Source organism: Burkholderia sp. Bp9142 (assembly GCF_003853415.1).
Taxonomy (GTDB): Bacteria; Pseudomonadota; Gammaproteobacteria; order Burkholderiales; family Burkholderiaceae; genus Burkholderia.
Map to the genome: position 1 here is coordinate 84,613 of NZ_QTPP01000023.1, position 23,520 is coordinate 108,132.

Consider the following 23,520-nt stretch of genomic DNA (forward strand, 5'->3'; position numbering starts at 1 on the left):
CTCAAGTTTAACGAGCAACCGTCGTGATATTAAATAAGGTATGCAGAATATATTGGTGAAATTCTCTTAAATTGCCATTCTTTTCGATGCGCAACTCAGATGACTCCCACCGTTTGCGATTGTCAGCAGCCTGAATTCATGAGCGACGCCTCTCGCCAGCCAGGCTTAAACAATGTCCTGGTTCGAACCCCGCGGTGCGGTTCTTCACCGACATCTACGTACCGAAGCGAGCGAAGACAATGCAAACTGGGCTTCCAGTTTCAACGCGGCGGCCCGTTGCAACAGGCCGCCCGCTACCAGATTCGAGCAAGAACTGAACGATCGAATGTGAGTTTTCATTTGCTACATACAGCGTCTTGCCGTCTGGGCCCAGGCAGAGGAACCGCGGAAACGATCCTCCGGTCGGCGTCCACGCAATGTCGGTGGGGAGGCATGTGGTTGGATCGAGACAAAAGGTTGCGATCGTATCGTGGCCTCGGTTCGTGACATACAGCGACCGGCCGTCGGCCGCGATGGCGATTCCTGCTGCACGACTCCAACCGTGGTAGTCACCCGGTATTACCGAGACGGTGTTTACTGCCGTCAGATCACCCGTTGAATGGTTGAACAACCAGCTCGTCAAAGTCGAATCGAGCTCGTTGACGACATAAACGTATGGCCGCAAGGGGTGGAACGCCGCGTGACGTGGACCAGCGCCTTCTCGTGCCCGGGCGCATTTCACAACAGACGAGCCATCGGACAACCATCTTACGGCGAAGACAGTGTCCAGTCCCTTGTCCGGTACGATGTACCAATCACTATCGACGAAGCGTGTGCTGTAGCGGGGTACGTGATGCGGGTGGGACGATACCTGTTCAACGCGATGGGGGCCTGGACGCCCCTCGAGCACAACGGGAAGCGAAGGAGAATTGAGCGAGCCATCGCTGGCGATCGGCACCGGCGTCAAGGATCCGGTCGCATAGCCTGCGATGACGAGCGACGAACCGTCGCGCGAAAATTCGACATGCACAGGGTTGCGTCCAACGCCAGAACGCACATTCAAGGCGCTGAGTAGCCCTGAGACAGAATCGAACCGATAGGCGCTCACTTCGCTTTCGTCGCCATGCACCGCATAAAGCCGGTCTTGTGCCTCGCTTAACGCAAGAAAGCTCGGATTGACCAATGGCTCAAGTGTCTGACAATGCTGCCAGCCACCCGACGGGTCGATCTCGAAAACAGAGATGCCAGTTCCTTCGGCGTTGCGTGCGCGGGTCGTTCGACAGCCTACAAAAGCGAAAGTGCGTTCCATGATTAGCCAGCCTGATCGCTGACGGCCACCTGCGGAAGCAGTATCCCGGGAGTGGCCGGTCGAGCCGGCCGTGGGAGCATCTGGTAACCGAAAAAGCCGAACATCGGGGTTTTCTCCAAGGCAAGCAGGCATTGCTTGCGTTTCGTGTTTGTGCATTCTATGATCATGAAACGCAATAAGCAAATGCATTTGAGGCAGGTGGTTACCCTGAGCGGAGCGCCAGGGAGACTCACGAGGAGAGCGGCAATGGCAAAATCGGTTGTTCACACCAGTTTGGCCTCGGCTCACGCAGCCGTGGTGAACGGCCATTTGTCGCCCGTACAAAATATGGACAGCTCTCTCGAAAGCCCGATCCTTACTCCCTTGCAGACGCGTGTCGCCCGCGAAATCATTGCCCTTGCCAGACGCGAAGATCTGGCAATTGGGGATCGATTGGCGGAATCCCTGCTTGCCGAAAAAATCGGCACGTCCCGCACGCCGGTGAATGCAGCACTCCACCATCTGGCGACGCTCGGTGTCGTTTATTACGACGCGAATCGCGGGTTTTTCATGGCGCAGCCAGCCCGCGATGTGACGGCGGTCGCCGAGCACTTTTTCAACGAACCCGACGATCCGCTGTACCTGAAGATCGCCGACGATCGTCTTTCGCGCCGGCTTCCTGATGTGGTCACGGAGGCCGACCTGATGCGCCAGTACGAAGTTTCGCGTAGCGAATTGCGGCGTGTGTTGTCGAGGATGCAAGAAGAGGGCTGGCTGGAGCGGCAGGTCGGGCATGGTTGGCAATTCATGCCGATGATTGATTCGGTGGACGCGTATGAAGAGAGCTACTTGTTCCGCGCCTCTATCGAGCCGACCGGTGTTATGTCCCCGATGTTCAAAGCAGATCGCGTGGAACTGGAGGAGTTGCGCCGGCGGCAGGAGTTCATTGCCGGCTCCGGCTACCTCACGATGAACTCGGTCGAGCTTTTCGAGGCCAACAGCGAGTTTCACGAAACGATCGCGAAATGGTCTGGCAACCGCTTTATTGCCCAATCCGTCCGTCGCATGGACCGCTTGCGTCGCCTTGTCGAGTATCGGCAGGCAAGAGCTCGCAAGCCGCGCCAGGGACAAGCGAAGGAACACCTTGCCATCCTGGATGCAATCGCCCAAAACGATCTGCTTAAGGCCGCCACGCTGCTTCGGGAGCATATCGATGGCGCGCGCCGGGCGAAGGTGCGCGCTCAGGAGGTGTTCCCCGAAGAATCGTGAATCTGAACAGGTGAGAGACGCCGCGAGATCAACGGCGTTTTTTTAAAACCAAAAGTGCATTTTGTGATCACAAAACACTTAAAGCGGTTTCGGCGACAGGCTCGATACCGCCAGAGCAGCTGGAGACAAATCATGTCGTATCGCCGAGGATGGATCGCCGTCTTCCTGTTTTCCCTCTCCATGATCAATTACATGGATCGGATTGCTCTTTCGATCGCGGCAAAGCCGATCGAACACGAGTTCCACCTCTCCGCGGTGGGCATGGGTTACCTGTTCTCTTCGTTTATCTGGAGTTATGCACTATTTCTTCTGCCGATGGGTTTCCTGGTTGACCGATTTGGTACCAAGCGAATGGCTGGGATCGGGATCTTCGTCTGGTCCGCAGCGACAGCTCTGACCGGCGCCGCGACGAGTTTTGCGAGCCTGATTACTGCGCGCCTGGTGATGGGGGCGGGTGAGTCGACCAGCAACCCAGTCGGGGGCAAGGTCATTCGCCAATGGATCCCGGCAGGTGAACGCGGGATGGTCACGTCGATGTTCAATAGCGGCTCGTATGCTGGCCCGGCCATTTGTTCGGTGCTCCTCGGCGCATTGGTTGCGGCCTTCGGGTGGCGGCTCTCGTTCGTTATCGCTGGAGGCATCGGCTTCGTGTGGCTCGCGGCGTGGCTCGCTTTCTTCAATTCTCCGGAAAAGGTGCGGTGGTTGCAGTCAGACGAGAGAGCGAAGATTCTTCGCGAGCGCAGCTCGACCCCGGTCGTTGTCGACGAAGAGGACGCGAGTACCGCCGGCGGCCTGCGCACGCTGCTCCGGTCGCGCACACTTTGGGGTTTGGCGATCACGCAAGGCTGTAATGTCTATACGCAATATCTTTTCCTGACGTGGCTGCCGAGCTATCTGCAGTCAACGCGACATCTGACGCTGGCCCACACGGGCGCTATCGCAGCGGTTCCTTATGCCGCGGCAGTGCTGTTGTGCATCGGTGTCGGCCGACTCAGCGATCGACACTTGAAAAAGAGCGGTGTTGGATCCGGTCGGCGCCGCAACGCGGTTGCAATGGCGATGCTCACGGGCTCTGCAATCTTGGCTGTCCCGTTCATCTCGAGTCTCGCCACGCTGCTGGTGGTTTTTTCGATCGCGCTGGCAGGGATTGCGTCGACGACCTCGCTGAACTTTGCTCTGCTGAACGATCTGCTGCCGAGTGCCAAGCACGTAGCCAAAGCAATGGCGTTCGTGGTGGTTGGGGGGAATATTTTCGGAATGATCGCTCCGATCGCGACGGGCTACGTGATTCAAGCCACGGGCAGCTACGATTGGGCGTTTGGGATTGCCGGCCTTCTCCTCCTCGTTGGTGCGGTAGTTGTGATGACTATGACTCGTTCGCCGGTAGTTGGCCAGAGTTCCCACACGCAGGCTCCAGCTTCCGCACACTCGTGATCTGCAGGGGCGGGCGAGTTGTGGCGTCCGGTCATTTCAGCACCGGAAGGTCAATTGCACGCTCGCTGGTGACCGGCCCTACAGAGCTGAAGCGATGCGCAATCTCGCGTTCGCGAAGTCTCCCGGCGTCAATGATGTCCGTAAGAGTCTAGCCAACGCCGTATTGACGTCATCGTTTCGATATAGGCGCATTCTGCGCACGGTTGAGCTACAACGACACGCTACGTTTACCGACGGTCCAAAAAGGCCATTACGGCATCGCGTGATCGAAGAACTCGCTTGTCTGCCCCATAGTCGTCAAACAGTTTCTGGTCGCCAATGTACGAGCTCGGTCCCTGACGGCTGTGATACGTCGAAGCCCAATCCAACAACGCTGCGAATGCAGCCGCGTCTCCTCCACGACGTATACCGCGTTGGCGAATGTTCTCAACACATTCCGCTTCGTTGAGACACAGCCAGACCAGTACGGCAGAGTCAGTACGGATCTCGTTGGCGAGAGAGCCGTAAATTCCTTCAATCACCCAGCAGTTGTACGGCCTCGTTGCGCGCACGGGCAACGTTGTACCCGCCGGGAAGCCAATGAATCGAATCCAAGTCTATACAGGGTGATCCCATGCGATTAGCAACTCGTTGGGCAAGCCAGCTTTTTCCCGAGCCCGAATTCCCCACTATCAGCGTTCTTAGCAAATTCATGCGGCGACTCATTTCGTGGAGCGCCGTGGCTGTTCGACGCGAGCGGTTGACGGCAGCGCCGGTGCCACAGTCCCCGACATGAACTCATCAATGCAGTTGACCGGATGATCAGCGATGCGCTTGAGCATATAGGCGAGATACGCCTCGGGATTGATGCCGTTCAGGCGTACGGTGCGGATTAAACTATACATCCCGAGGCACGTTCGCCACCGGAGTTGGAGTCGGCATACAGTCAGTTTCGCCGTCCGAGAGCGATGCCGCGCAGCACTCGCGCGGCGCTCGTATTTCCGATTTCCACGCGCCCGTAACTGCAGTAGTAAATGAGCGCCGGCTAGCGATTTAGCGCGTACCGGATTGCCTTGATCGTGTTCTACGTCGCGGAGAGCGTGGCAAGAGTTGCGTTGAACCGCCGCTTCATGTCGTTGAGCTGCGGCACCCCCAGCTCTTTGCGCACGCGCCAGCGTTCGTTAGGCGGTTCGCCGTGGATCTGGTCCTCAATCGTGTACAGCGCGCCGATCCGCTGCAGCGCGTCACTAGCGAACGTGCAGTGCCTGGTGTCCCGCTGTAGCCGAAACAGCGCTTCACGGTGGCTTCGTACGTATGGTCAAGCCCGTCGGACTTCGAAAGTCGAACGTATGGACTTTTCCTTGAGAAGAGAGGTGAAGGCAATCGCAGAGCGACACGGGGATTTGAAGACCGCATACGCGAATGCGCAGCGTCAGGTCATGGAACAGGACGGATCGAGGGTCGTGTTGAGGGAAATGGAAGGATCCCTGCCTCGTCGGCAGGGATTCTTTGAGACGACGCGCGGCTTACTTGGGCCGGACCGTCCAGTAGGTTCGGGTATTCGTAAACTCGCGAATACCCGCCGTTGCGAGTTCTCGGCCATACCCAGACTTCTTCGTTCCACCGAATGGTACGCGGGCGTCGGATGCTGTCATCGCATTGATGAACGCTGCGCCGGTCGTAACACCCTTGGCAATAGCGAGCGCCCGATCTGTCGACGCCGACCAGATGCTGATCGACAAACCGAAATTGGTCGCGTCGGCCAAACGGATTGCATCGCCATCGTCTTTAGCGACAGCAATAACGGCGAGCGGGCCGAAGGTTTCTTCATCGAACGCCGCGACGCCTGGTGCAGTGTTCCCAATGACCGTGGGCGCGTAAAAATATCCCGGGCCGTCGATTGCCTTGCCGCCGGTAAGCAACTTCGCGCCCGCTTCGAGCGAACGCTTGACTTGGCTATCGAGCGCATCTCGCAGATCTGCTCGAGCGAGGGGCCCCATGTAGGTGCCCGAGTCGGTTGGGTCGCCGACTACGATGGCGTCAACCTTCTTCACGAACTGCTCGGTGAAGGTCTCGGCAATCGCCTCCGAAACGATGAAGCGTTTTGCGCACACGCAGCTCTGGCCGGCGTTGTTGAAACGAGCCTTGACAGCCGCCTCGACCGCCCGCGGGACGTCTGCATCATCGAGTATGACGAATGCGTCAGAGCCGCCGAGCTCAAGTACCGACCGCTTGGATTCGCGCCCCGCCGCGGCGCCGACGGCGGCTCCAGCGCGGTTCGAGCCGGTCAGGGTCACAGCAGCGATGCGGTCGTCACGAATAAGGGTGTCAATGACCTGGGGAACGTTTGGTTCGGCGACGACCAAGGTGATGACGAGATTCTTCGGAAATCCAGCGTCGACGAAAAGCTGTTCGAGGGCCAACGCACAACCTGTTACGTTCGGCGAGTGCTTGAGGACCACACCGTTTCCAGCGGTCAGCGACGGGATCGCGAAGCGCATGACTTGCCATACGGGGAAATTCCACGGCATGACTGCCAGTATGAGGCCGATGGGTTCGTAGCTCACCCACGCGTCGACTCCCTCGATGTTGACTTGCTCGTCGCCGAGAATGCGTTCCGCATTGTCAGCGTAGTAGAGCGCAGTAACGGCGGATTTCTCTACTTCGCCCGCAGCTTCCGCCGCGATTTTGCCCATCTCGATGGTTACGAGTTGGCTAAGTGAAGCGCTTTGGCGTCGGAGTTCCTCGGCGAGCCGCCGGACGGCAGCGACGCGTTGAGCGAGCGGTGCTTTGCCCCAAGACTGGGCCGCGGCATGGCCAGCTGCCACGGCATCGTCAATGCGTTCGGCGCTCCAGCTTTGATAGGTTTCGAGTGCCTCGCCGTTGACTGGATTAACGGTAGTGATTTCAAGTGTCATGACTTGATCCTTCAAATTCTTCTATGACCGCACGCATTGCTTGCACGCGGCAGCATGATTAAGCGTGGTGGAAGAGTTGGGTGCACAGCGTGTTGACCTGGCTACCCTTCACCACGCATCGGTCGGCTGCTTCGCGCCACTTGGCGAAATGCGGTGCGGCTCGGTGCGCGTCAATCGCCGCGTCGTCTTCGTAAAGTTCGTAGAACATGAAATGGAGAGGATCCTTGATGTCCTGCGTCACGTCGAAATACTTGCAGCCGGCCTCGTCGGAGAACGTGCGAGTCGCGTTCTCCTTGATGGCGTCGAGAAAGTCTTCGAGGCGTTCCGGATGGACCTTCAGGGAAACGATAAGCGCGATCATTCAATGCTCCTGGGTGTTAAGCGTGCGCGGAAATGGGCAGTGGGGTGCCAGTTTCTTCGGCGAGTTTGCTCATGCTTTGCCAAGTATTGTCCGCAAGCGTGATTCCGGTCTCACGCAGTTTCTCGGTGTTGCGGTCCTCAAGCTCGCCCGGGAAGAAGATTTCTTCTACGCCATGGGCTTTCGGCACGTCCTTGATCTCATCGATCAGGGTCTCCATGCGACGTTCAAATTCTGCGACCGGCATCATCGACTTGATGTCGATCGTGATCAGCAAATGGCCGCAGCCGCTTGGCTTCGTGGCGTCGTATGGACCAACGACGTTTGACCCGAAGTGGCTACCGGTAAGAACGCCAGCAAGCACGTCCATCATGAACGAAATGACGTACCCTTTATGCCCGGCCATCGGCAATATGAGGCCGTGAATCGCCTTGCTGGCGTCGGTCGTCGGAACACCCTGCTCGTCGGCAGCCCAGTTGTCGGGGATTGGCACTCCTCGCTCCGCGGCGAGGTAGATTTTGCCCCGAGCGACCGCGGTATTGGCGATATCCATCACCGCGACGCCACGGCGGCCTCCCGGTGCAGCGATCGACCACGGATTGGTGCCGACACTTTTTTCGCGGCCTCCCCATGGCGCCATCGCAGGACTGGCATTGGTTGCGAGGAATGCAACACACCCCGCCTTGGCGGATTCGCGCGTGAAATACGCGGCCGTGCCGAAATGGTTCGAATTGCGTATGCCGACTGCACTAATACCGTATTGGCTCGCACGCTCGATACCGAGTTGTATGGCCGACGCCGTCAGCACCTGACCGATGCCGTGACGCCCGTCGAGAATCGAGACAGCACCGCCATCAAGCACTTTCTCAGGTGCGGTCACGGCGGTCATTACGCCGGTGCGAAGGCGCCCAACGTACCAGGGAAGGCGCAACATCCCGTGAGAAGAGTGACCCCAAAGCTCCGCCGTGACTAGACTGTCGGCCAGCAGGTGCGCGTCTTGTCGAGGAACGCCCAAGGTTTCCAGAATTGCCGTACCAAATGCGGTGAGCTCTTCTGCTTGAACGGTGAATGGCATTTGAATCTCCTGATGATGCCGACAATCTAGGTGGCAATGCTGGACCCGAGGGGGAGTCGCTGTCGCGTGCCTGGAAGCGCCAATTGGCGCCCAGCAAGCCGCGACGCGTCGTATAGCGGTGCAGAAATGAACAGGTTCGAGAATTCACGACGCACGACGCAACGGGTGACTATCGAGCCTGGACTCGGTTATCTCGAGGCACTCGATCAGTGCTTACCATGCTCCGCAGAGACCGGATTCGTCTGGCCCGTGGCCGTCAGCGTGCGGGTCGCTTCCGGTGTGGCGTAAATCCAGAGAATCTTCATCGGATTCGTTTTCGAGAGGTTGCGGAAGCGGTGATTGACGTTGGGCGGAATGAACGTGACGTCGTGAGGTTTCAACTGGTACTCCAGACCATCGATGTCGAGAATTGCATCACCCTCCATGAGGACCACGCTTTCCTGGCAGTTGTGGCTATGGAAGGGGATCTCCACGCCCGGATCAAACGAGGTGTATCCCGTGATGAAGCTTGTCGTGCCCAGGTCGCGCGACACGAGGGGCGTTGTGCGGGCGCCGCCGCCGCGCTCATGCGTCAGCAGAGTTTCCGGCTTGAGAAGGGCCGCGCCCGAGGGGGTCTTCATGGTCATGCTGCCTCTCCGATCAAAAAATGGGGGCGCCGCGTATGCTGACGCCAAGGTTGATATGGGGAGACGGGCATCCAGTGCGCGCCCCACATGACGCCGCTTTCCGATAGGGGGCTAGCACGAAGCCCGTCGTGAGATTTGAGTATAGCGTTTTATGATCATAAAACGCAATCGGATGTGCGGCTGCTCAGTGTTTACACCGTCTCGAACGCTGTTCCTTACAGGTTTGAAGGACATGGTCGCATTTGCTATCGGATGCCTTCGCGTTCAATGTGGTGCGATCTGCTGCAGGACGGTGGGACAGGTGCGATCATATGATTCGCCCATTTTTGTAGGCTGGCGCTAGAACTCCCGCTCCTCCTGTCACGGCTTCCGGCGAGTGCGGTGCGTCGGTAGAGCATGTATCGTCGAGTGCGCCACTCGCTGGCGTTTCCGCGCCAGCGAGGTGGATTAATCATCGAGCCGATCAGAACCTGGGGCGAATGCCGATGCGAGCGAGCAGTTGGTTGCTGTTGCCCGAGGCCGATTGGGTGTTGATCTCGGACACAACTGCATTGCCGGTCGAGCCGACTCCGGATGCGTGGTTGATATATGGCGACGGCATATACGTCGGTACGCTTCGAAAGGAAGTAGCCCGGGCCGAGCGAATACTGGAAGTACTTTGCATCCTCCTGGGCTGAATCAATTGCTACCTTACGGGCCTAGAGAAGTGGGGAATCAGCGAGGTGCTTGCGCCCGATTGACGAAGTCGTTGGTGAACGTTCTGGAGAGATCGATGTGTCGCCCCTTGATGTTCGGATTGAACTCGCTCAATACCTTCAGGACGGTTTCGGGTCCGCCGGCAGGCATTTTTCCGTCCGGCGAATACATCGGCATCGATGCTTGAAGGGCCTTCACGTAAAGGCTCTTGCTGCCGCCGTAGTAGTCAGCGGGCATCTTGTTCGCAATCTCTTCCGCCGAGTGGGTCTGGATGAAGCGAAGCGTCCGGACAAACGCCCGCGCAAGCTTCTGTGCGTCATCCCGATGGCTATCGGCCCATGTACGTTGGACGTAGAGGCTCGATGCCGGGTACAAGCCACCAAGAGCCGCCTTCGTGCCGTCGACGCTGCTCAAATCGACAAGCACCTGTGCGTCCCCGGTCGCGCGCAGCAATGAAGTCGTGGGTTCCGTGCTCCATACAACCTCGACTCGACGTTGCTTTACCGCCGCAAGCAAGGCATTGCCCGCACCTACCGGCAGCGTTGAATAATCCGACATCTTCAAACCATACCTTGCCGCGAGGAAGTGCCCGATGAAGGCCGACGATGAACCGAGTCCGGTAACGCCGAGTGTCTTGCCCCTGAGGTCCCCCATGTTCCGAATCTGTGTCGCCATGTCGCTGCGAACCATTTCCATGCTGCCTGGTACGAGGCCGAAGAGCACAATGCTCTCGATCTCTTTCCCCTTGGCTTGGAGATCAATCGAGTGATCGTAGAAGCCGACGACCGCCTGCGCTGCGCCGGCGACGAGCTCGTTTTCTGCGTCTACGCCAGCTTGCTGCGATTGCAGGTCGACATCCAGGCCTTCATCGCGAAAGTAGCCCAGAGATTCAGTCAGTTTAGCGGGTAGATAGATAAGCTTATTGATACCGCCAACGATAATTGTGATCTTCTCTGCGGCGATGGCATTCACTGCGCATAGAGAAAGCAAGATCGATGCAGCCCCTGCAATTTTCCGAACGGTTCTTTGCACGACTTGTCTCCTTGCTGGCTCACACTTTGAGTCAGTGTTTTTTGGAATCTATAGATAATCGTAGTCCGAATTAAATGGAAGGAAATTTTCGTAACCTTGAACGGACTGGCGTTGGATTATGTACTGGCGTTGGTACTACTATAGTTTGGTTGGATCACTGGAATGTGCCTTCGTATATCCCAAATCGATCTCAGTCCTTCGCCGAGTACACGCGCACGCTGAAGCGTCCGTTGTTGTTTGCTGGCTTTGTCTATTTGACGGACGGCAGTAGCGTTACTTAAGGCGAAGGACCGAACTTAATGTGACATGATGGTGCATTCTATGGTTACGAAACGCAATAAGTAAACCGATCGGCGCCCGGGGAATACCCTGAGCCTGATCGACTTGAGTTCATAGCACTTCGTCATAGCCATGCCGCAGCATGCCAGACGAGTTTGCGAACGATCGATCCAAATGGAACTCAATAAGGTGTGGGCGCCAAGGCCTGCCTATGTCCGCTGGCTGCTATAGCCGACAATGGCAACAAAGGGGCGGCAATCCCAATCTTAGCCTGCGTCGGCGCCCTCAAGGGCAGTGACGATTTCTCGAGCAGCCACCTTGAGTTCGGGTACGAAACGCCGAATTGCTTCGGCTGGTGTTATCGCCTTCGATAAATAGATCACGTTCAGGCTGCCGAGCACGTGCCCGCGCGCGGAGATGGCCACAGCGATAGCGCCGATCTTTTTTTGGGCACCCCAGTCGCCCGCATTGATGCCAAATCCGTCCGCGCGAGTCTGGCGGATCAGATTCGCGACATACGCGTCATCGAATGCGAGGCGGCGCTGCTCTTCATCGCCAGCATTGGTTCGCAACAGTGCGAGGATGCCCGCTCGCTCGGCATCGGGACAGGCAGCAAAATATGCGCGGCCAGCCGCGGTCAACAGCATCGGGAGCCGGCGCCCGACCATCGATCGGTGAAATGACAGCGGACTGAATCGGTGCGTGGTTTCGCGAATGATCATCGCGTCGCCATCGGGTGTCGTCAAATCTGACGGCCAGACGACACGTTGTGTTAGTTGCGCCATCACTGGCGGCGCTACCGTTGAAATCCATTCGTCGTCCGTAAAACCTTCGCTCAGCGAGCGTACGCCGAGCACTAGCCTGAAGCTGTCGTCGGACGGGCTACGGCGCACGCATCCTTCTTCGACCAAAGTTTCCAAGAGCCGCCGCACCGTCGTTCTGTGCAACCCGGTGGCATCGCTGATTTGCTGGCTAGTCGCGCGGCCATTCTCCATCCCGTTTAGCGCGCGCAGCACCTGCAGGCCACGCGCGAGGCCGCGTACGCTGGTGTATCTCGACACAATAAAGTCCTTTTAAATCAATGGCGTGCATCCAGTGCACATTCCACTCAAATTGTTGAGGCGCGATATCGCGCTCCTTAGACTTTGTTTGAAACCGGAGGCATGGGCGGCAGAGAGGGCCCGGTGGATGGCGTCGGCGAAGACTCGTCCATCGTAGCAGAGCTTGCCGCGTTGGCGCCGGTCCGATGGTGGAGACGCGCGGCAGCCGGCCGCGCAGCACTTAAAACAGCATTGCAGGAGACATAGATGCCCGCCCAATATGAGGCTGTGCCCGCGTCGGGCAGCCCGCATGTCATCGCAACGGACGTCGCCATCGTTGGCGCCGGCCCGGTCGGCCTGATGATCGCTAACCTGCTGGGACAGCAAGGCGTCGGAACGATCATCATCGAGAAACTCGAGCAGATTATCGACTATCCCCGCGCGATCGGCCTCGATGACGAAGCGCTTCGGGTATTCCAGACCGTAGGTCTCGCTGACGCGCTGCTACCACACACGACCCCCGACCACTGGATGCGCTTTGTCGCTGGTAGCGGCCGCTGCTTCGCGTCCATCGAGCCTCGGACCGACGAATTTGGCTGGTCGCGCCGCAACGCATTCATCCAGCCGCTGGCGGACCGTGTGCTGTTCGATGGACTGACGCGATTCGCGCACGTAGGCGTGCTATTTGGGCACACCGTCGACTCGTTTGCCCAGGACTGCGACGGCGTGACGATTGAGATAGTTGACGCCCAAGGCGAGAAGAAGATCGTGCGTGCTGGGTACATGGTCGGCGCGGACGGCGGCAACAGCTTCGTGCGCCGCGCACTCAACGTATCGTTCGAAGGGCGCACGAAGCCAAACCAGTGGATCGTCGTCGACGTGCGCAACGATCCGCTCGGCTCGCCGCACGTGTACCTGCATTGCGACTGGCGGCGACCTTACGTGTCGGCCGCGCTGCCACATGGGATCCGCCGCTTCGAATTCATGGTGATGCCCGGCGAAACCGAGGAGCAGCTGTCGCGGCCTGAAAACCTTGCCGCGCTGATCCGCAAGGTGGTCGCCGATCCGGACAAGGTCGACTACATACGCAAGCGCGTCTATACGCACAACGCGCGGCTCGCGCGCCGCTTCGATGTCGGCCGCGTGCTGCTCGCGGGCGACGCCGCGCACATCATGCCGGTTTGGCAGGGGCAGGGCTACAACAGCGGGATTCGCGATGCGAGCAATCTCGGCTGGAAGCTCGCAATGGTCGCAAAGGGGCTCGCGCGGCCCGAGCTGCTCGCGAGCTATACGCTCGAGCGGCGCGACCATGCGCGCTCGATGATTCATCTGTCGGAAGTCGCCGGCGACATTTTCGCGCCGACGACGCGCGTCGGCCGTGTCGTGCGCGACGGGTTCGTGCGCGCGCTCGGTTTGATTCCGGCCGCGAAACGCTATTTCGTCGAGATGCGCTTCAAGCCTATGCCGCGCTACGAAGCCGGCGTTGTGATGCTGCCGCAGTGCACACGCGACGGCGGCGTGCTGGCCCGGCTGCTCGACTGCGCGGGCGGCACCGCGCCGGGGCGCCTGCTCGGCCTGATGAGCCAGAAGCGTAGTTCGTGGCTGGGGCAGCTCGTGTATGGCCGCGATGCGTTCGGCCAGTCACCGGTCGGCCGGATGTTCATCCAGCCGCGCGTGCGCACGGCCGACGGCCGCACGGTGCGGCTCGACGACGCGATCGGCAACCGCTTCGCGGTGATCGGTTGGGGCAGCGACCCGACCTTCGGGCTGACCGACGCGGCCCGCACGGTGTGGGAGCGACTCGGCGCGTGCTTCGTCCTGGCGAAGCCCGACGTGCAACTCGACTATGTGGCCGACGTGCCTGACGGCGTGATCGCGATCGGCGATACGACGGGCCGGCTGAAAGACTGGTTCAGCCGGATTCCTCAGTCGGTTGTGCTGCTGCGGCCGGATCGCTTCGTCGCGGGCGTGTGCGCGCCGCAGGAAGCGTCGGACGCGATCGTCGCGCTCGCCGCGCTGCTGCAGCTCACGGATACAGTGTCCGCCGCACGCCCCCCACAGGCCGATGCGTTCGCGCACGAGGCTGCCGCGCAACCGGCTGGAGCGTGACATGCCGATCCAGCTAGAATGCCTGTCCCATACGCCGCTGCAAGGCTATTTCGATCCGGCGCCGGACGTGGTGGCCGAAGTCGAGCGCGTGCAGGCCGCGGCCCGTGCGCGCGTCGAAGTGTTCGATCCCGAATGCATCGTGCTGTTCGCGCCCGACCATTACAACGGCTTTTTCTACGACCTGATGCCGCCGTTCTGCATCGGCATCGCGGCGGAATCGATCGGTGACTACCGGAGCCTCGCGGGCCCGCTGAACGTGCCAGCCACGTTCGCCCGCGAACTGGTCGAGGCCGTGCTCGACAGCGATGTCGACGTGTCGATGTCGTACCGGATGCAAATCGATCACGGCTTCGCGCAGGCGCTCGAAGTGCTGACGGGCGACCTCGACCGCTACCCGGTGATTCCCGTGTTCCTGAACTCCGTCGCTGCGCCGATGGCGACGCTGCGCCGTGCGCGGCTGCTCGGCGACGCGATCGGCCGCTTCGTCGCGCGCTCGGGCCGCCGAGTCTTGGTGGTCGGCTCCGGCGGCATCTCGCACGAGCCGCCGGTGCCGGAACTCGCGACCGCGAGCCCGGAACTGGCCGAGCGGCTGATCGCCGGACGCAATCCGGACGCCGATGCGCGCGCCGCGCGCCAGGCGCGCACGATCGCGGCGGCGCGCACGTTCGCGGCCGGCGACAGCCCGCTGCACGCGCTCAATCCCGGATGGGACCAGGCGTTTCTCGACGTGCTCGAAAGCGGCGACCTGAAAGCCGTCGACGGGATGACTAACGATGCGATCACGCGCGACGGCGGCAAGTCTGCGCACGAGATCCGCGCGTGGGTCGCCGCGTTCGCGGCGCTGGCGGCCGCGGGCCCGTATCACGCGGTGCGGGATTTCTACCGCCCGATTCCCGAATGGATCGCGGGCTTCGCCGCCATGCACGGCTGGTCTGCGGGTGAGCCCGCGCCGCGATCGACAGACAAGGAGTGACGACATGCTGACCCCGCAACATATCGACGCGCTGGCCGCTCGCCTGCGCGCCGCCGAACGCGAACGCGCGCCAATCAAACCGCTGCGCATGGAAATCGGCGAGCAGAACGCCGAAGACGCCTACGCGATCCAGCAGGCCAATGCGGCGCTGCGGCGCGAACGCGTGGTTGGCCGCAAGATCGGTCTGACCTCGCTCGCGGTGCAGCAGCAGCTCGGCGTCGACCAGCCGGACTTCGGCACGCTGTTCGCGTCGATGGCATACGGCGACGCCGAACCGATGAGCCTGTCGCAGCGGATCCAGCCGAAGGTCGAAGCGGAAATCGCACTCGTGCTCGAGCACGACCTCGTGCACGAGAAGCACACGTTCGCCGAACTGCAGCGCGCGACCGCGTACGCGCTCGCGGCGATCGAAGTCGTCGACAGCCGCATCGCGGGCTGGAACATCCGCTTCGTGGACACCGTCGCTGACAACGCGTCGAGCGCGCTGTTCGTGCTCGGCAGCCGGCCCGTGCTGCTGAAGGACGTCGATCTTGCCGGCTGCGAGATGACGCTCGCGTCGAACGGCGAAGTGCTGTCGCGCGGCAGCGGCACCGCGTGCCTTGGCAATCCACTGAACGCGGCCGCGTGGCTTGCCGACCGGATGGTGCGGCACGGCACGCCGCTGCGGGCGGGCGACGTGATCTTGACAGGCGCCCTTGGCCCGATGGTCGCGGTCACGCGCCCTGGCACGTTCACCGCGCAGATCGCCGGTCTCGGCAGCGTGCGCGCCACTTTCAACGAATGAGTATTTCCATGAGCGTTCAGAAACTCAAGGCCGCGATCATCGGTTCGGGCAACATCGGCACTGACCTTATGATGAAGATCATGCGGCATGCGAAGCATCTCGAAGTTGCCGCGATGGTCGGCATCGATCCGGCCTCGGACGGCCTCGCGCGCGCGGCGCGCCTAGGCGTCGCGACGACACACGAAGGTGTCGAAGGCCTCGCGCGGCTGCCCGAATTCGACGACATCGACTTCGTGTTCGACGCGACGTCGGCCGGCGCACACGTGAAGAACGATGCGTTCCTGCGCACGCTGAAGCCAGGCATCCGCTGCATCGACCTGACGCCCGCGGCGATCGGTCCGTACTGCGTGCCGGTCGTGAACCTCGACGCGCATCTCGACGCGCCGAACGTGAACATGGTCACCTGCGGCGGCCAGGCAACGATTCCGATGGTCGCGGCCGTGTCGCGCGTCGCGAAGGCACATTATGCGGAGATCGTCGCGTCGATCAGCAGCAAGTCAGCCGGGCCCGGCACGCGCGCCAACATCGACGAATTCACCGAGACGACGTCGAAGGCGATCGGGGTGGTCGGCGGCGCCGCGCATGGCAAGGCGATGATCATCCTGAACCCGGCCGTGCCGCCGGTGATGATGCGCGACACCGTGTATGTGCTGTCGGAGCCAGCCGATCACGAGAAGATCGCCGCGTCGGTCGAAGCGATGGCGCGCGCGGTGCAGGCGTATGTGCCCGGCTACCGGCTGAAGCAGGCCGTGCAGTTCGACGAGATTCCCGCGTCCGCGCCGTTGAACATCCCGGGCCTCGGCCGCGTGAGCGGGCTGAAGACGTCGATCTTTCTCGAGGTCGAAGGTGCCGCGCACTATCTACCCGCGTACGCCGGCAATCTCGACATCATGACGTCCGCGGCGCTCGCGACTGCCGAGCGTATCGCGCAATCGATGCAACGCGTGAACGCTTAAGGAAGTTTCCCGATGAGCAAGAAACTCTACATCTCCGACGTGACGCTGCGCGACGGCAGCCACGCGATTCGCCATCAATACTCGATCCGCAACGTACAAGACATCGCGCGGGCGCTGGACAGGGCCAGGGTCGATTCGATCGAGGTCGCGCACGGCGACGGCCTGCAGGGATCGAGCTTCAACTACGGCTTCGGTGCGCACAGCGATCTCGAATGGATCGAGGCGGTGGCGGACGTCGTCGAGCACGCGAAGATCGCGACGCTGCTGCTGCCGGGCATCGGCACGATCCACGACCTGACGGCCGCGTACGACGCGGGCGCACGCGTCGTGCGCGTCGCGACGCACTGCACGGAAGCGGACATCTCGAAGCAGCACATCGAGCACGCGCGCGCGCTCGGCATGGACACGGTCGGTTTCCTGATGATGAGCCACATGACTACGCCGGAGAACCTGGCCGTCGAGGCGCAGAAGATGGAAAGCTATGGTGCGACCTGCATCTACGTCGTCGATTCGGGCGGCGCGCTCAACATGAACGACGTGCGCGATCGCTTCCGTGCGCTCAAGGCCATGCTGAAGCCCGAGACGCAGACGGGTATTCACGCGCATCACAACCTGAGCCTCGGCGTCGCGAACTCGATCGTTGCTGTCGAGGAAGGCTGCGACCGGATCGACGCGAGCCTCGCCGGCATGGGCGCCGGCGCCGGCAACGCGCCGCTCGAAGTGTTCATCGCGGCGGCCGGGCGTCTCGGCTGGAACCACGGCACGGATCTCTACACGCTGATGGACGCGGCCGACGACATCGTGCGCCCGCTGCAGGATCGTCCGGTGCGCGTGGATCGCGAGACGCTCGCGCTCGGCTATGCGGGCGTGTATTCGAGCTTCCTGCGCCATTCGGAAGCGGCCGCGAACAAGTACGGGCTGAAGACGGTCGACATCCTCGTCGAGCTCGGCCGCCGCCGGATGGTCGGCGGGCAGGAGGACATGATCGTCGACGTCGCGCTCGACCTTAAGCGCGCGCACTGCTGACGCCGCGAAGGGCTAACGCGGCGCGGCTCTTCGCAGGGCAAGTTCGAGCGCCGCATCTTCATCGACATCGCCGCAAAGAGCGATGCAACTTCCTATTGGAGACTTTTCATGAACACGCCGGAACACAGTCGCGCTGGCGGCGCACGCACGATCGGCTTATGCCTGCTCGTTGCATTCCTGGAAGGACTGGACCTGCAATCGGCCGGCATCGCCGCGCCAAGGATGGCGCATGAATTCGCACTGGGCGCCGCACAGATGGGTTGGGCGTTCGGCATCGGCGCGCTCGGTTTGCTGCCCGGCGCGGCGCTCGGCGGGCGGCTTGCGGACCGGCTCGGCCGCAGGCGCGTGCTGATGCTATCGGTCGCGCTGTTCGGCATCTTTTCGCTGGCGACCACGCGCGTGTGGAACTTCGAAAGCCTGCTCGCCGCGCGCTTCCTGACAGGCCTCGGGCTCGGCGCGGCAATGCCGAACCTGATCGCGCTGTGCTCCGAAGCGGCACTGCCGCAGCAGCGCAGCACCGCGGTCGGCGCGATGTACTGCGGAATGCCGTTCGGTGCAGCGATCGGCGCCGCGATCGGCGTCGTCAGCACCGATCCTGCCGGGTGGCGGCACGTGTTCTACGTTGGTGGAATCGGGCCGCTGCTGGTGCTGCCGATGCTCGCGCTGTGGCTGAACGAGTCCGCGCAATTCGTCGCGACGCGCGCGAACGCGGCGGACACGCCAATCGCGCGCGCGTTGTGGGGCGAACGCCGCGCTGCGACGACGGCCGCGCTGTGGGTGAGCTATCTCGGGACGCTCGTCGTGCTGTACTTCCTGCTCAACTGGCTGCCGTCGATGGTGATGACGCGTGGCCTCACGCATGCGCAGTCAAGCTTCGTGCAGGTGATGTTCAACGTCGGTGGCGGGATCGGTGCGATCGGCATCGCGAGCCTGATGGATCGGATCGGCCGGCGTCGCACGGTGGTCGGTATGTACGTCGGGATCGCGTGCGCGCTCGCGGTGTTGGCCGGCGCAAAGGATGCCGCGTGGCTCGCCGCCGGCGGGCTGCTGTGCGGGATGTTCCTGGTCGGCGGGCAGTCGGTGCTGTATGCGCTCGCAAGCGCGATCTATCCGACGCGCATGCGCGGCACGGGCGTCGGCGCGGCTGTCGCGGTCGGGCGGTTCGGCTCGATTCTCGGGCCGTTCGTCGCCGGACAACTGCTGGCGCACGGCGAGAGCACGACGATGCTGATGGCGTCGAGTATTCCGCTCGTCGCCGTCGCGGCGTTGGCAGCGCTGACGGTCGTCGCAAGGGATCGGGCCGGCACGCCGGCGCTAGTAGCGGAGTAAGCAGCGGAGGAAGCGATGGAATAGCAGTTTCGGCAGGCGAAACGGGCCGGTCGCGCCGCTTCGCGATTTCAGATGCGGATGTGTAGGCGCGCATCCGCATGATCGACGCATGAACGAACGAGGGACGACATGACGCAGCAGGCACACACATTGACGGAAGAGAGCACGAGTCGTTTCGTGCAGGTGAAGGTGGGCGAGCACGACCTGAAGCTGCACTACAACGACGCGGGGCAGGGCCGCGAGACAGTCGTGATGCTGCATGGCTCGGGGCCCGGTGCGAGCGGCTGGGCGAACTTCCATCGCAACGTCGGCGCGTTCGTCGACGCAGGCTATCGCGTCGTGTTGCTCGACTGCCCGGGCTGGAGCAAGAGCGACGCGATCGTCAACACGGGTTCGCGCTCGGAGCTCAACGCGCGTTCGCTGAAGGCGCTGCTCGACGCGCTCGACATCGAGCGCGTGAACATCGTCGGCAACTCGATGGGTGGGCATAGCGCTGTCGCATTCGCACTGCTGTTTCCACAGCAGGTCGACAAGCTTGTACTGATGGGCGGCGGAACAGGAGGACCCAGTCAATTCGTGCCTATGCCGACCGAAGGTATCAAACTGCTGCAAAAGGTGTACCGCGAGCCGACGCTAGACAACCTGAAGCAGATGCTGAACATCTTCGTGTACGACGCGACGAGCCTGACCGACGAGTTGATGCAGGCGCGTCTCGAGAACATTCTTGCGCGTCGCGACCATCTGGAGAACTTCGTGAAGAGTCTCGCAGCGAATCCGAAGCAGTTCACCGACTACGGTCCGCGCCTCGGTGAGATATCGGCGCCGGCCCTGGTGATTTGGGGACGCGATGATCGCTTTGTGCCACTCGATGTTGGCCTGAGGCTCGTGTGGGGAATGCAGAACGCTGAGTTTCACATCTTCAGCCGCTGCGGGCACTGGGCGCAATGGGAGCACGCAGAAAAATTCAACCGGATGGTCATCGAGTTTCTTGCCCCGTAATTGTCATTATCCGGCATGCCACTTTTGTGTACGTTTTCTCCTGCCGCATGGCTCACGATGCGGCAGGAGAAACAAAGGGGCCGTGCTTCGCTGTACTTTATTGCATCTATGGTTGGCGCCGCAGGCGAGACTCGTCGCTGCAGGCGCGCAAGGCCACGCAACCTGCAGACGAACCCAAAAGCGATCGGTTGATTCGAAGCGAAGGCGAGCGGTGATATCAGAGACGAATCTGGTGACTTTCAATTGGCCGGTTTGCGATGTCTGCGACCATCCTGCTCCCTTCCGGTGCGCACTTACTGGTATCAGCCTGCGTGATATGATTCATAAAAATACAGCATTGGATTTATTTCTTGGCCGACGTCATGATTTCACCACTACATCGAATCAGGAATGTCATCATTGAAAATGAACGCCATTATCTGGCCTGAAGACTACGTGCCAGGCCATACCGAGAACTTTGCCTCCAACGAGACCATTGTTGGCGGCCTCTGCGCCGCTGACGTTTGGCCTTTGCTCAGCACGCCTTCTCTGTGGCCCACCTATTACACGAATTCGGCTAACGTGCGCATCTACGACGGCAAGGGCCCGGAACTAGCCGACGGTGACCGCTTCTACTTCGAAACGTTTGGCTTCCCTGTTGAAGCTCAATGCAACGAATATGTACCGCCCACCGCTGGGCAGCCCGGCCGGATAGCATGGCATGGTTGGGCCGGCGACGTAGGCTCCGACGTCCGTCTAGACGTGCACCACGCATGGCTGGTGGAAGACCTTGACGGCGAGCGCGTACGAATCCTGACTCAGGAGACGCAGAAGGGCAAGCCGGCACTGCAGTTGCGCGACACGAAGCCGAACCCGATGATCAACGGTCATCAGGACTGGCTCGACGGCATCGTTGCAGCGGCGCGCAAGGCGAAAGGAAGGAAGCCGTAAGCGCTCCACGCGCGGCAACGTGCAAGGGCGCTGCCGCGCGCTGAGCTACCGTGCTATTGCCCTAGTGTGCGGGTGCGGGTCCGAGCACGAGAAACACAGATCGTTAGCGATGACTGGGTGCGGTGTTCCTCTTCTGACAACACGTAGTCTTGGTGATCTGCGTCGCTCCAGCATCGCGATCGGCCAGCTCACGCACCAAGTCGGAAGCGCGCCACCGGACTCGTCGTCAAAGTGAAGCCAAACCGAGTCACCAGATTCTGTCAATCTCTCATAGAACGCAGTGAGTGTCCCACCCCGTGTGCAATACAGCAGTGACCAGATCCTCTAATACGACTGGCACCATCGGATCATGGAAAGAATCGGTATGATCCCGATTCCTCCTGCGATGGAACGGTAATGTCTCGCATCCCCGACAAGCGGAATTTTGTTGCGCGGCGAACTCGCACGCAAGTTGGACCTGACGCGCACATGCTCATTCATCGAAAGAGACCCGCCTCGGCTGTTCGCCGCATGTCCACTCTTTACGGTGCAACGTCCGGACACGGAACTCGATACTCTGCTGCTCTGCTTGCGGAATACTCGCCTTCTAAGCGGACAGCGGTGTACGGCGCGGTTGACTGCACGCGCGCGACGGGGGCGACGGCGGACTTCCTGGGGCGTGACAACCAGACTGGCGTTGCGGTGGGACTTCGCAACGTCTTTTGACTGCCGGAATATCTTAGTGGTCTTGACTCGCGGTGAACGTTATTCTTAGTCGGAGAGGAGCGCAGCTTGGGCGCTGCGCCCCTGTAGATTTCCGGCAATTTGAGCTAAGGAGTTGAGCGCGGTTCCAACGATCGCCGCTACGCGCGATAGCAGCACTCCGTAGATGTGAGATCAAGATCGCTCATCAAATCGGGCAGAACCGACGCGCAGGCCGGCTCGTGATCAACAGATACGCAGATGCTGGTCCGACTAGGTACATCAAGTGTTCCTGTTGGTGGCTCGTTTGCGCGACGGCTTTGTCGTGTCGTCATGACACGTCTCAAACATCAGCTCGCGCAGCCACTTTTGTGCGGGGTCGCGGTGGCTACGTTCATGCCAAACAGCGAGTTTGGTAAATCCCGGAATTTCCAACGGCGGCTCTAGCAGCGTCAGCCCAGCTTCGCTAGCGACGAGGCGCTCGGGCGCGACTGCGACTAGATTGCTGGCGCGAAGGATGTTCGGCAGAACCAGGAAATTTTTTACCGATAGGCTGACGCGGCGCTGCCTGCCGCACTTGGCAAGCGCCTCATCGGTGACGCCGCTGAAACTCCCGCCGTAGTAGGACACAATCGCGTGGTCGAGCGCACAGAAGCGGTTGAGTGTCAGCCTGGATCGAGTTGCCGGGTGGTCGGTACGCATCACGCAGACGTATCGTTCCTCAAAAAGCCGGCGCGCGTGGAGATCGGGTGGAGTCATTTCCGGCGTGATCAAAGCAAGGTCTACCTCGCCACGTTCGAGTCGCGTCTGTAGGTCGCCACCTTCAACCGGCACTAGCGCAACGCGGATACGTCGAGAACGCTCTTTTAGTGCTGAAAGGAAGGGGACCGCGATCGCGCTTTGCGCGTAATCAGTTGCCGCGATCGTCAGCGTAAATTCCGCAGTCTGTGGGTCGAAGTCTGGAGGGCTCAGCAAAGCTCCGACCTCGTTCATGACTTGCTTAAGAGCCTTTGATAGTCCCAATGCCCTTTGCGTGGGCGTGATGCCGCGCTGAGCCCGGACGAACAGTGGATCTCCAAAGGTGTCACGTAAGCGCGTCAACATCCCGCTCATTGCCGGCTGCGTGACCCCCATTCTGGCAGCAGCACGCGTCACGTTGCGCTCGTCCAACAAGGCGTCCAGCGCCTTGAGTAAATTGAGATCGAGATTCCTGATATCACGCATAGTTATCGGGAAAAAGTCGAATACTAACGTGGCTTTCCGGTACGCGTCTCGATCTTTGTCCGCATGTAAGCTTGAGTCGTGATAGGGGGGCGCTAGCGCAGGCGCCAGTGATTGGGCCAGCCATGACAATTGTTTCGGCAATGCCATTTGCATGGTCGAAAGCGGAAGGCACGGGCGCGGGCATATTTTTCACTTTACATAATTAACACTGACGCCGGAAAGTCTGAAGTAACTATAGGGAGTCTCAAGTTCGGCAAGCGTGCCAGTTCCCCGTCAGGCGAATGTGCCCCCGATTGCTTGGGCGGGGCGCTGGAATCCGGAAGCGCCGGCCTGATGCAGCCAACAGTCCACACTTTGCTTGAGCACGCAACTGCAACAGCGTGCGAGAACATTTCCTATCGCGTGATCATGTCGACGCTATGCCGAATTTTGCCTAGTAGCGGCAGCTCGCGGCATTAGCAGAGTGCCCGTTAAGATTGCCAAAATCTGCCAGCCGATGCTCGATATCAAGGCGATTCCACTAGCCGTCGCGTGGA

General features: G+C 60.7%; 18 protein-coding genes and 1 pseudogene. 10 read left to right on the top strand and 9 right to left on the bottom strand.

Annotated features, from left to right (window positions below):
- Positions 1 to 214 precede the first annotated feature (214 nt).
- The gene (locus DIE22_RS23870) at positions 215 to 1,288 is read right to left on the bottom strand and encodes a lactonase family protein (protein ID WP_185640672.1); all 1,074 of its coding nucleotides are present in this window, start codon (positions 1,286 to 1,288) and stop codon (positions 215 to 217) included.
- Between the two features lie 246 nt (positions 1,289 to 1,534).
- On the opposite strand from DIE22_RS23870, the gene DIE22_RS23875 reads away from it, so the two are divergent.
- Together DIE22_RS23875 and DIE22_RS23880 are read left to right on the top strand one after the other, a co-directional pair.
- Positions 1,535 to 2,536 carry a GntR family transcriptional regulator gene (locus DIE22_RS23875; protein ID WP_260426746.1) on the top strand — a complete coding sequence of 334 codons (1,002 nt, stop codon included), beginning with the start codon at positions 1,535 to 1,537 and terminating at the stop codon, positions 2,534 to 2,536.
- Positions 2,537 to 2,668: 132 nt separating this feature from the next.
- On the top strand, positions 2,669 to 3,970 hold the full coding sequence (locus DIE22_RS23880; RefSeq protein WP_124501116.1) for an MFS transporter: 1,302 nt from the start codon (positions 2,669 to 2,671) through the stop codon (positions 3,968 to 3,970).
- 701 nt (positions 3,971 to 4,671) lie between these two features.
- Here the strand turns inward: DIE22_RS23880 and DIE22_RS38935 are convergent.
- From DIE22_RS38935 to DIE22_RS23920, 7 genes and pseudogenes are all read right to left on the bottom strand, one after another.
- Positions 4,672 to 5,195: pseudogene (locus tag DIE22_RS38935) on the bottom strand (transposase); the annotation flags it as partial.
- Positions 5,196 to 5,475: 280 nt separating this feature from the next.
- Positions 5,476 to 6,867, bottom strand: coding sequence for an aldehyde dehydrogenase family protein (locus DIE22_RS23895; RefSeq protein ID WP_124501118.1), 1,392 nt, complete (start codon positions 6,865 to 6,867; stop codon positions 5,476 to 5,478).
- A gap of 58 nt (positions 6,868 to 6,925) precedes the next feature.
- Positions 6,926 to 7,228 carry a putative quinol monooxygenase gene (locus DIE22_RS23900; RefSeq protein WP_124501119.1) on the bottom strand — a complete coding sequence of 101 codons (303 nt, stop codon included), beginning with the start codon at positions 7,226 to 7,228 and terminating at the stop codon, positions 6,926 to 6,928.
- Positions 7,229 to 7,244: 16 nt separating this feature from the next.
- Positions 7,245 to 8,300 (bottom strand): Ldh family oxidoreductase, encoded by a 1,056-nt coding sequence (locus DIE22_RS23905; RefSeq protein ID WP_124501120.1) that lies wholly within the window; start codon positions 8,298 to 8,300, stop codon positions 7,245 to 7,247.
- A 206-nt stretch (positions 8,301 to 8,506) separates the two neighbouring features.
- A complete protein-coding gene (locus DIE22_RS23910) occupies positions 8,507 to 8,926 on the bottom strand; it encodes a cupin domain-containing protein (protein ID WP_124501121.1) in 420 nt (139 codons plus the stop codon).
- A 714-nt stretch (positions 8,927 to 9,640) separates the two neighbouring features.
- Complete coding sequence (locus DIE22_RS23915; protein ID WP_260426747.1) at positions 9,641 to 10,654, bottom strand: ABC transporter substrate-binding protein; 1,014 nt, start codon at positions 10,652 to 10,654, stop codon at positions 9,641 to 9,643.
- A gap of 545 nt (positions 10,655 to 11,199) precedes the next feature.
- The gene (locus tag DIE22_RS23920; RefSeq protein WP_124501123.1) at positions 11,200 to 11,994 is read right to left on the bottom strand and encodes a DNA-binding transcriptional regulator; all 795 of its coding nucleotides are present in this window, start codon (positions 11,992 to 11,994) and stop codon (positions 11,200 to 11,202) included.
- Between the two features lie 246 nt (positions 11,995 to 12,240).
- Between DIE22_RS23920 and DIE22_RS23925 the strand changes: the two genes are divergently transcribed.
- From DIE22_RS23925 to DIE22_RS23960, 8 genes are all read left to right on the top strand, one after another.
- Positions 12,241 to 14,082 (top strand): bifunctional 3-(3-hydroxy-phenyl)propionate/3-hydroxycinnamic acid hydroxylase, encoded by a 1,842-nt coding sequence (locus tag DIE22_RS23925; protein ID WP_124501124.1) that lies wholly within the window; start codon positions 12,241 to 12,243, stop codon positions 14,080 to 14,082.
- Position 14,083: 1 nt separating this feature from the next.
- Positions 14,084 to 15,055, top strand: coding sequence for a 3-carboxyethylcatechol 2,3-dioxygenase (locus DIE22_RS23930; RefSeq protein ID WP_124501125.1), 972 nt, complete (start codon positions 14,084 to 14,086; stop codon positions 15,053 to 15,055).
- Between the two features lie 4 nt (positions 15,056 to 15,059).
- Positions 15,060 to 15,839, top strand: coding sequence for a fumarylacetoacetate hydrolase family protein (locus tag DIE22_RS23935; protein ID WP_124501126.1), 780 nt, complete (start codon positions 15,060 to 15,062; stop codon positions 15,837 to 15,839).
- Between the two features lie 8 nt (positions 15,840 to 15,847).
- Positions 15,848 to 16,795 (top strand): acetaldehyde dehydrogenase (acetylating), encoded by a 948-nt coding sequence (locus tag DIE22_RS23940; RefSeq protein ID WP_124501127.1) that lies wholly within the window; start codon positions 15,848 to 15,850, stop codon positions 16,793 to 16,795.
- 12 nt (positions 16,796 to 16,807) lie between these two features.
- Positions 16,808 to 17,821 (top strand): 4-hydroxy-2-oxovalerate aldolase, encoded by a 1,014-nt coding sequence (gene dmpG, locus DIE22_RS23945; RefSeq protein ID WP_124501128.1) that lies wholly within the window; start codon positions 16,808 to 16,810, stop codon positions 17,819 to 17,821.
- A 108-nt stretch (positions 17,822 to 17,929) separates the two neighbouring features.
- Positions 17,930 to 19,150 carry a 3-(3-hydroxy-phenyl)propionate transporter MhpT gene (gene mhpT / locus DIE22_RS23950; RefSeq protein ID WP_124501129.1) on the top strand — a complete coding sequence of 407 codons (1,221 nt, stop codon included), beginning with the start codon at positions 17,930 to 17,932 and terminating at the stop codon, positions 19,148 to 19,150.
- Positions 19,151 to 19,279: 129 nt separating this feature from the next.
- On the top strand, positions 19,280 to 20,149 hold the full coding sequence (locus tag DIE22_RS23955; protein WP_124501130.1) for an alpha/beta fold hydrolase: 870 nt from the start codon (positions 19,280 to 19,282) through the stop codon (positions 20,147 to 20,149).
- Between the two features lie 390 nt (positions 20,150 to 20,539).
- Entirely contained in the window at positions 20,540 to 21,079 is a 540-nt protein-coding gene (locus tag DIE22_RS23960) for an SRPBCC domain-containing protein (RefSeq protein WP_221622405.1), read from the top strand.
- A gap of 963 nt (positions 21,080 to 22,042) precedes the next feature.
- Here the strand turns inward: DIE22_RS23960 and DIE22_RS23970 are convergent.
- Complete coding sequence (locus tag DIE22_RS23970) at positions 22,043 to 22,984, bottom strand: LysR family transcriptional regulator (RefSeq protein WP_124501142.1); 942 nt, start codon at positions 22,982 to 22,984, stop codon at positions 22,043 to 22,045.
- Between the last annotated feature and the right edge of the window lie 536 nt (positions 22,985 to 23,520).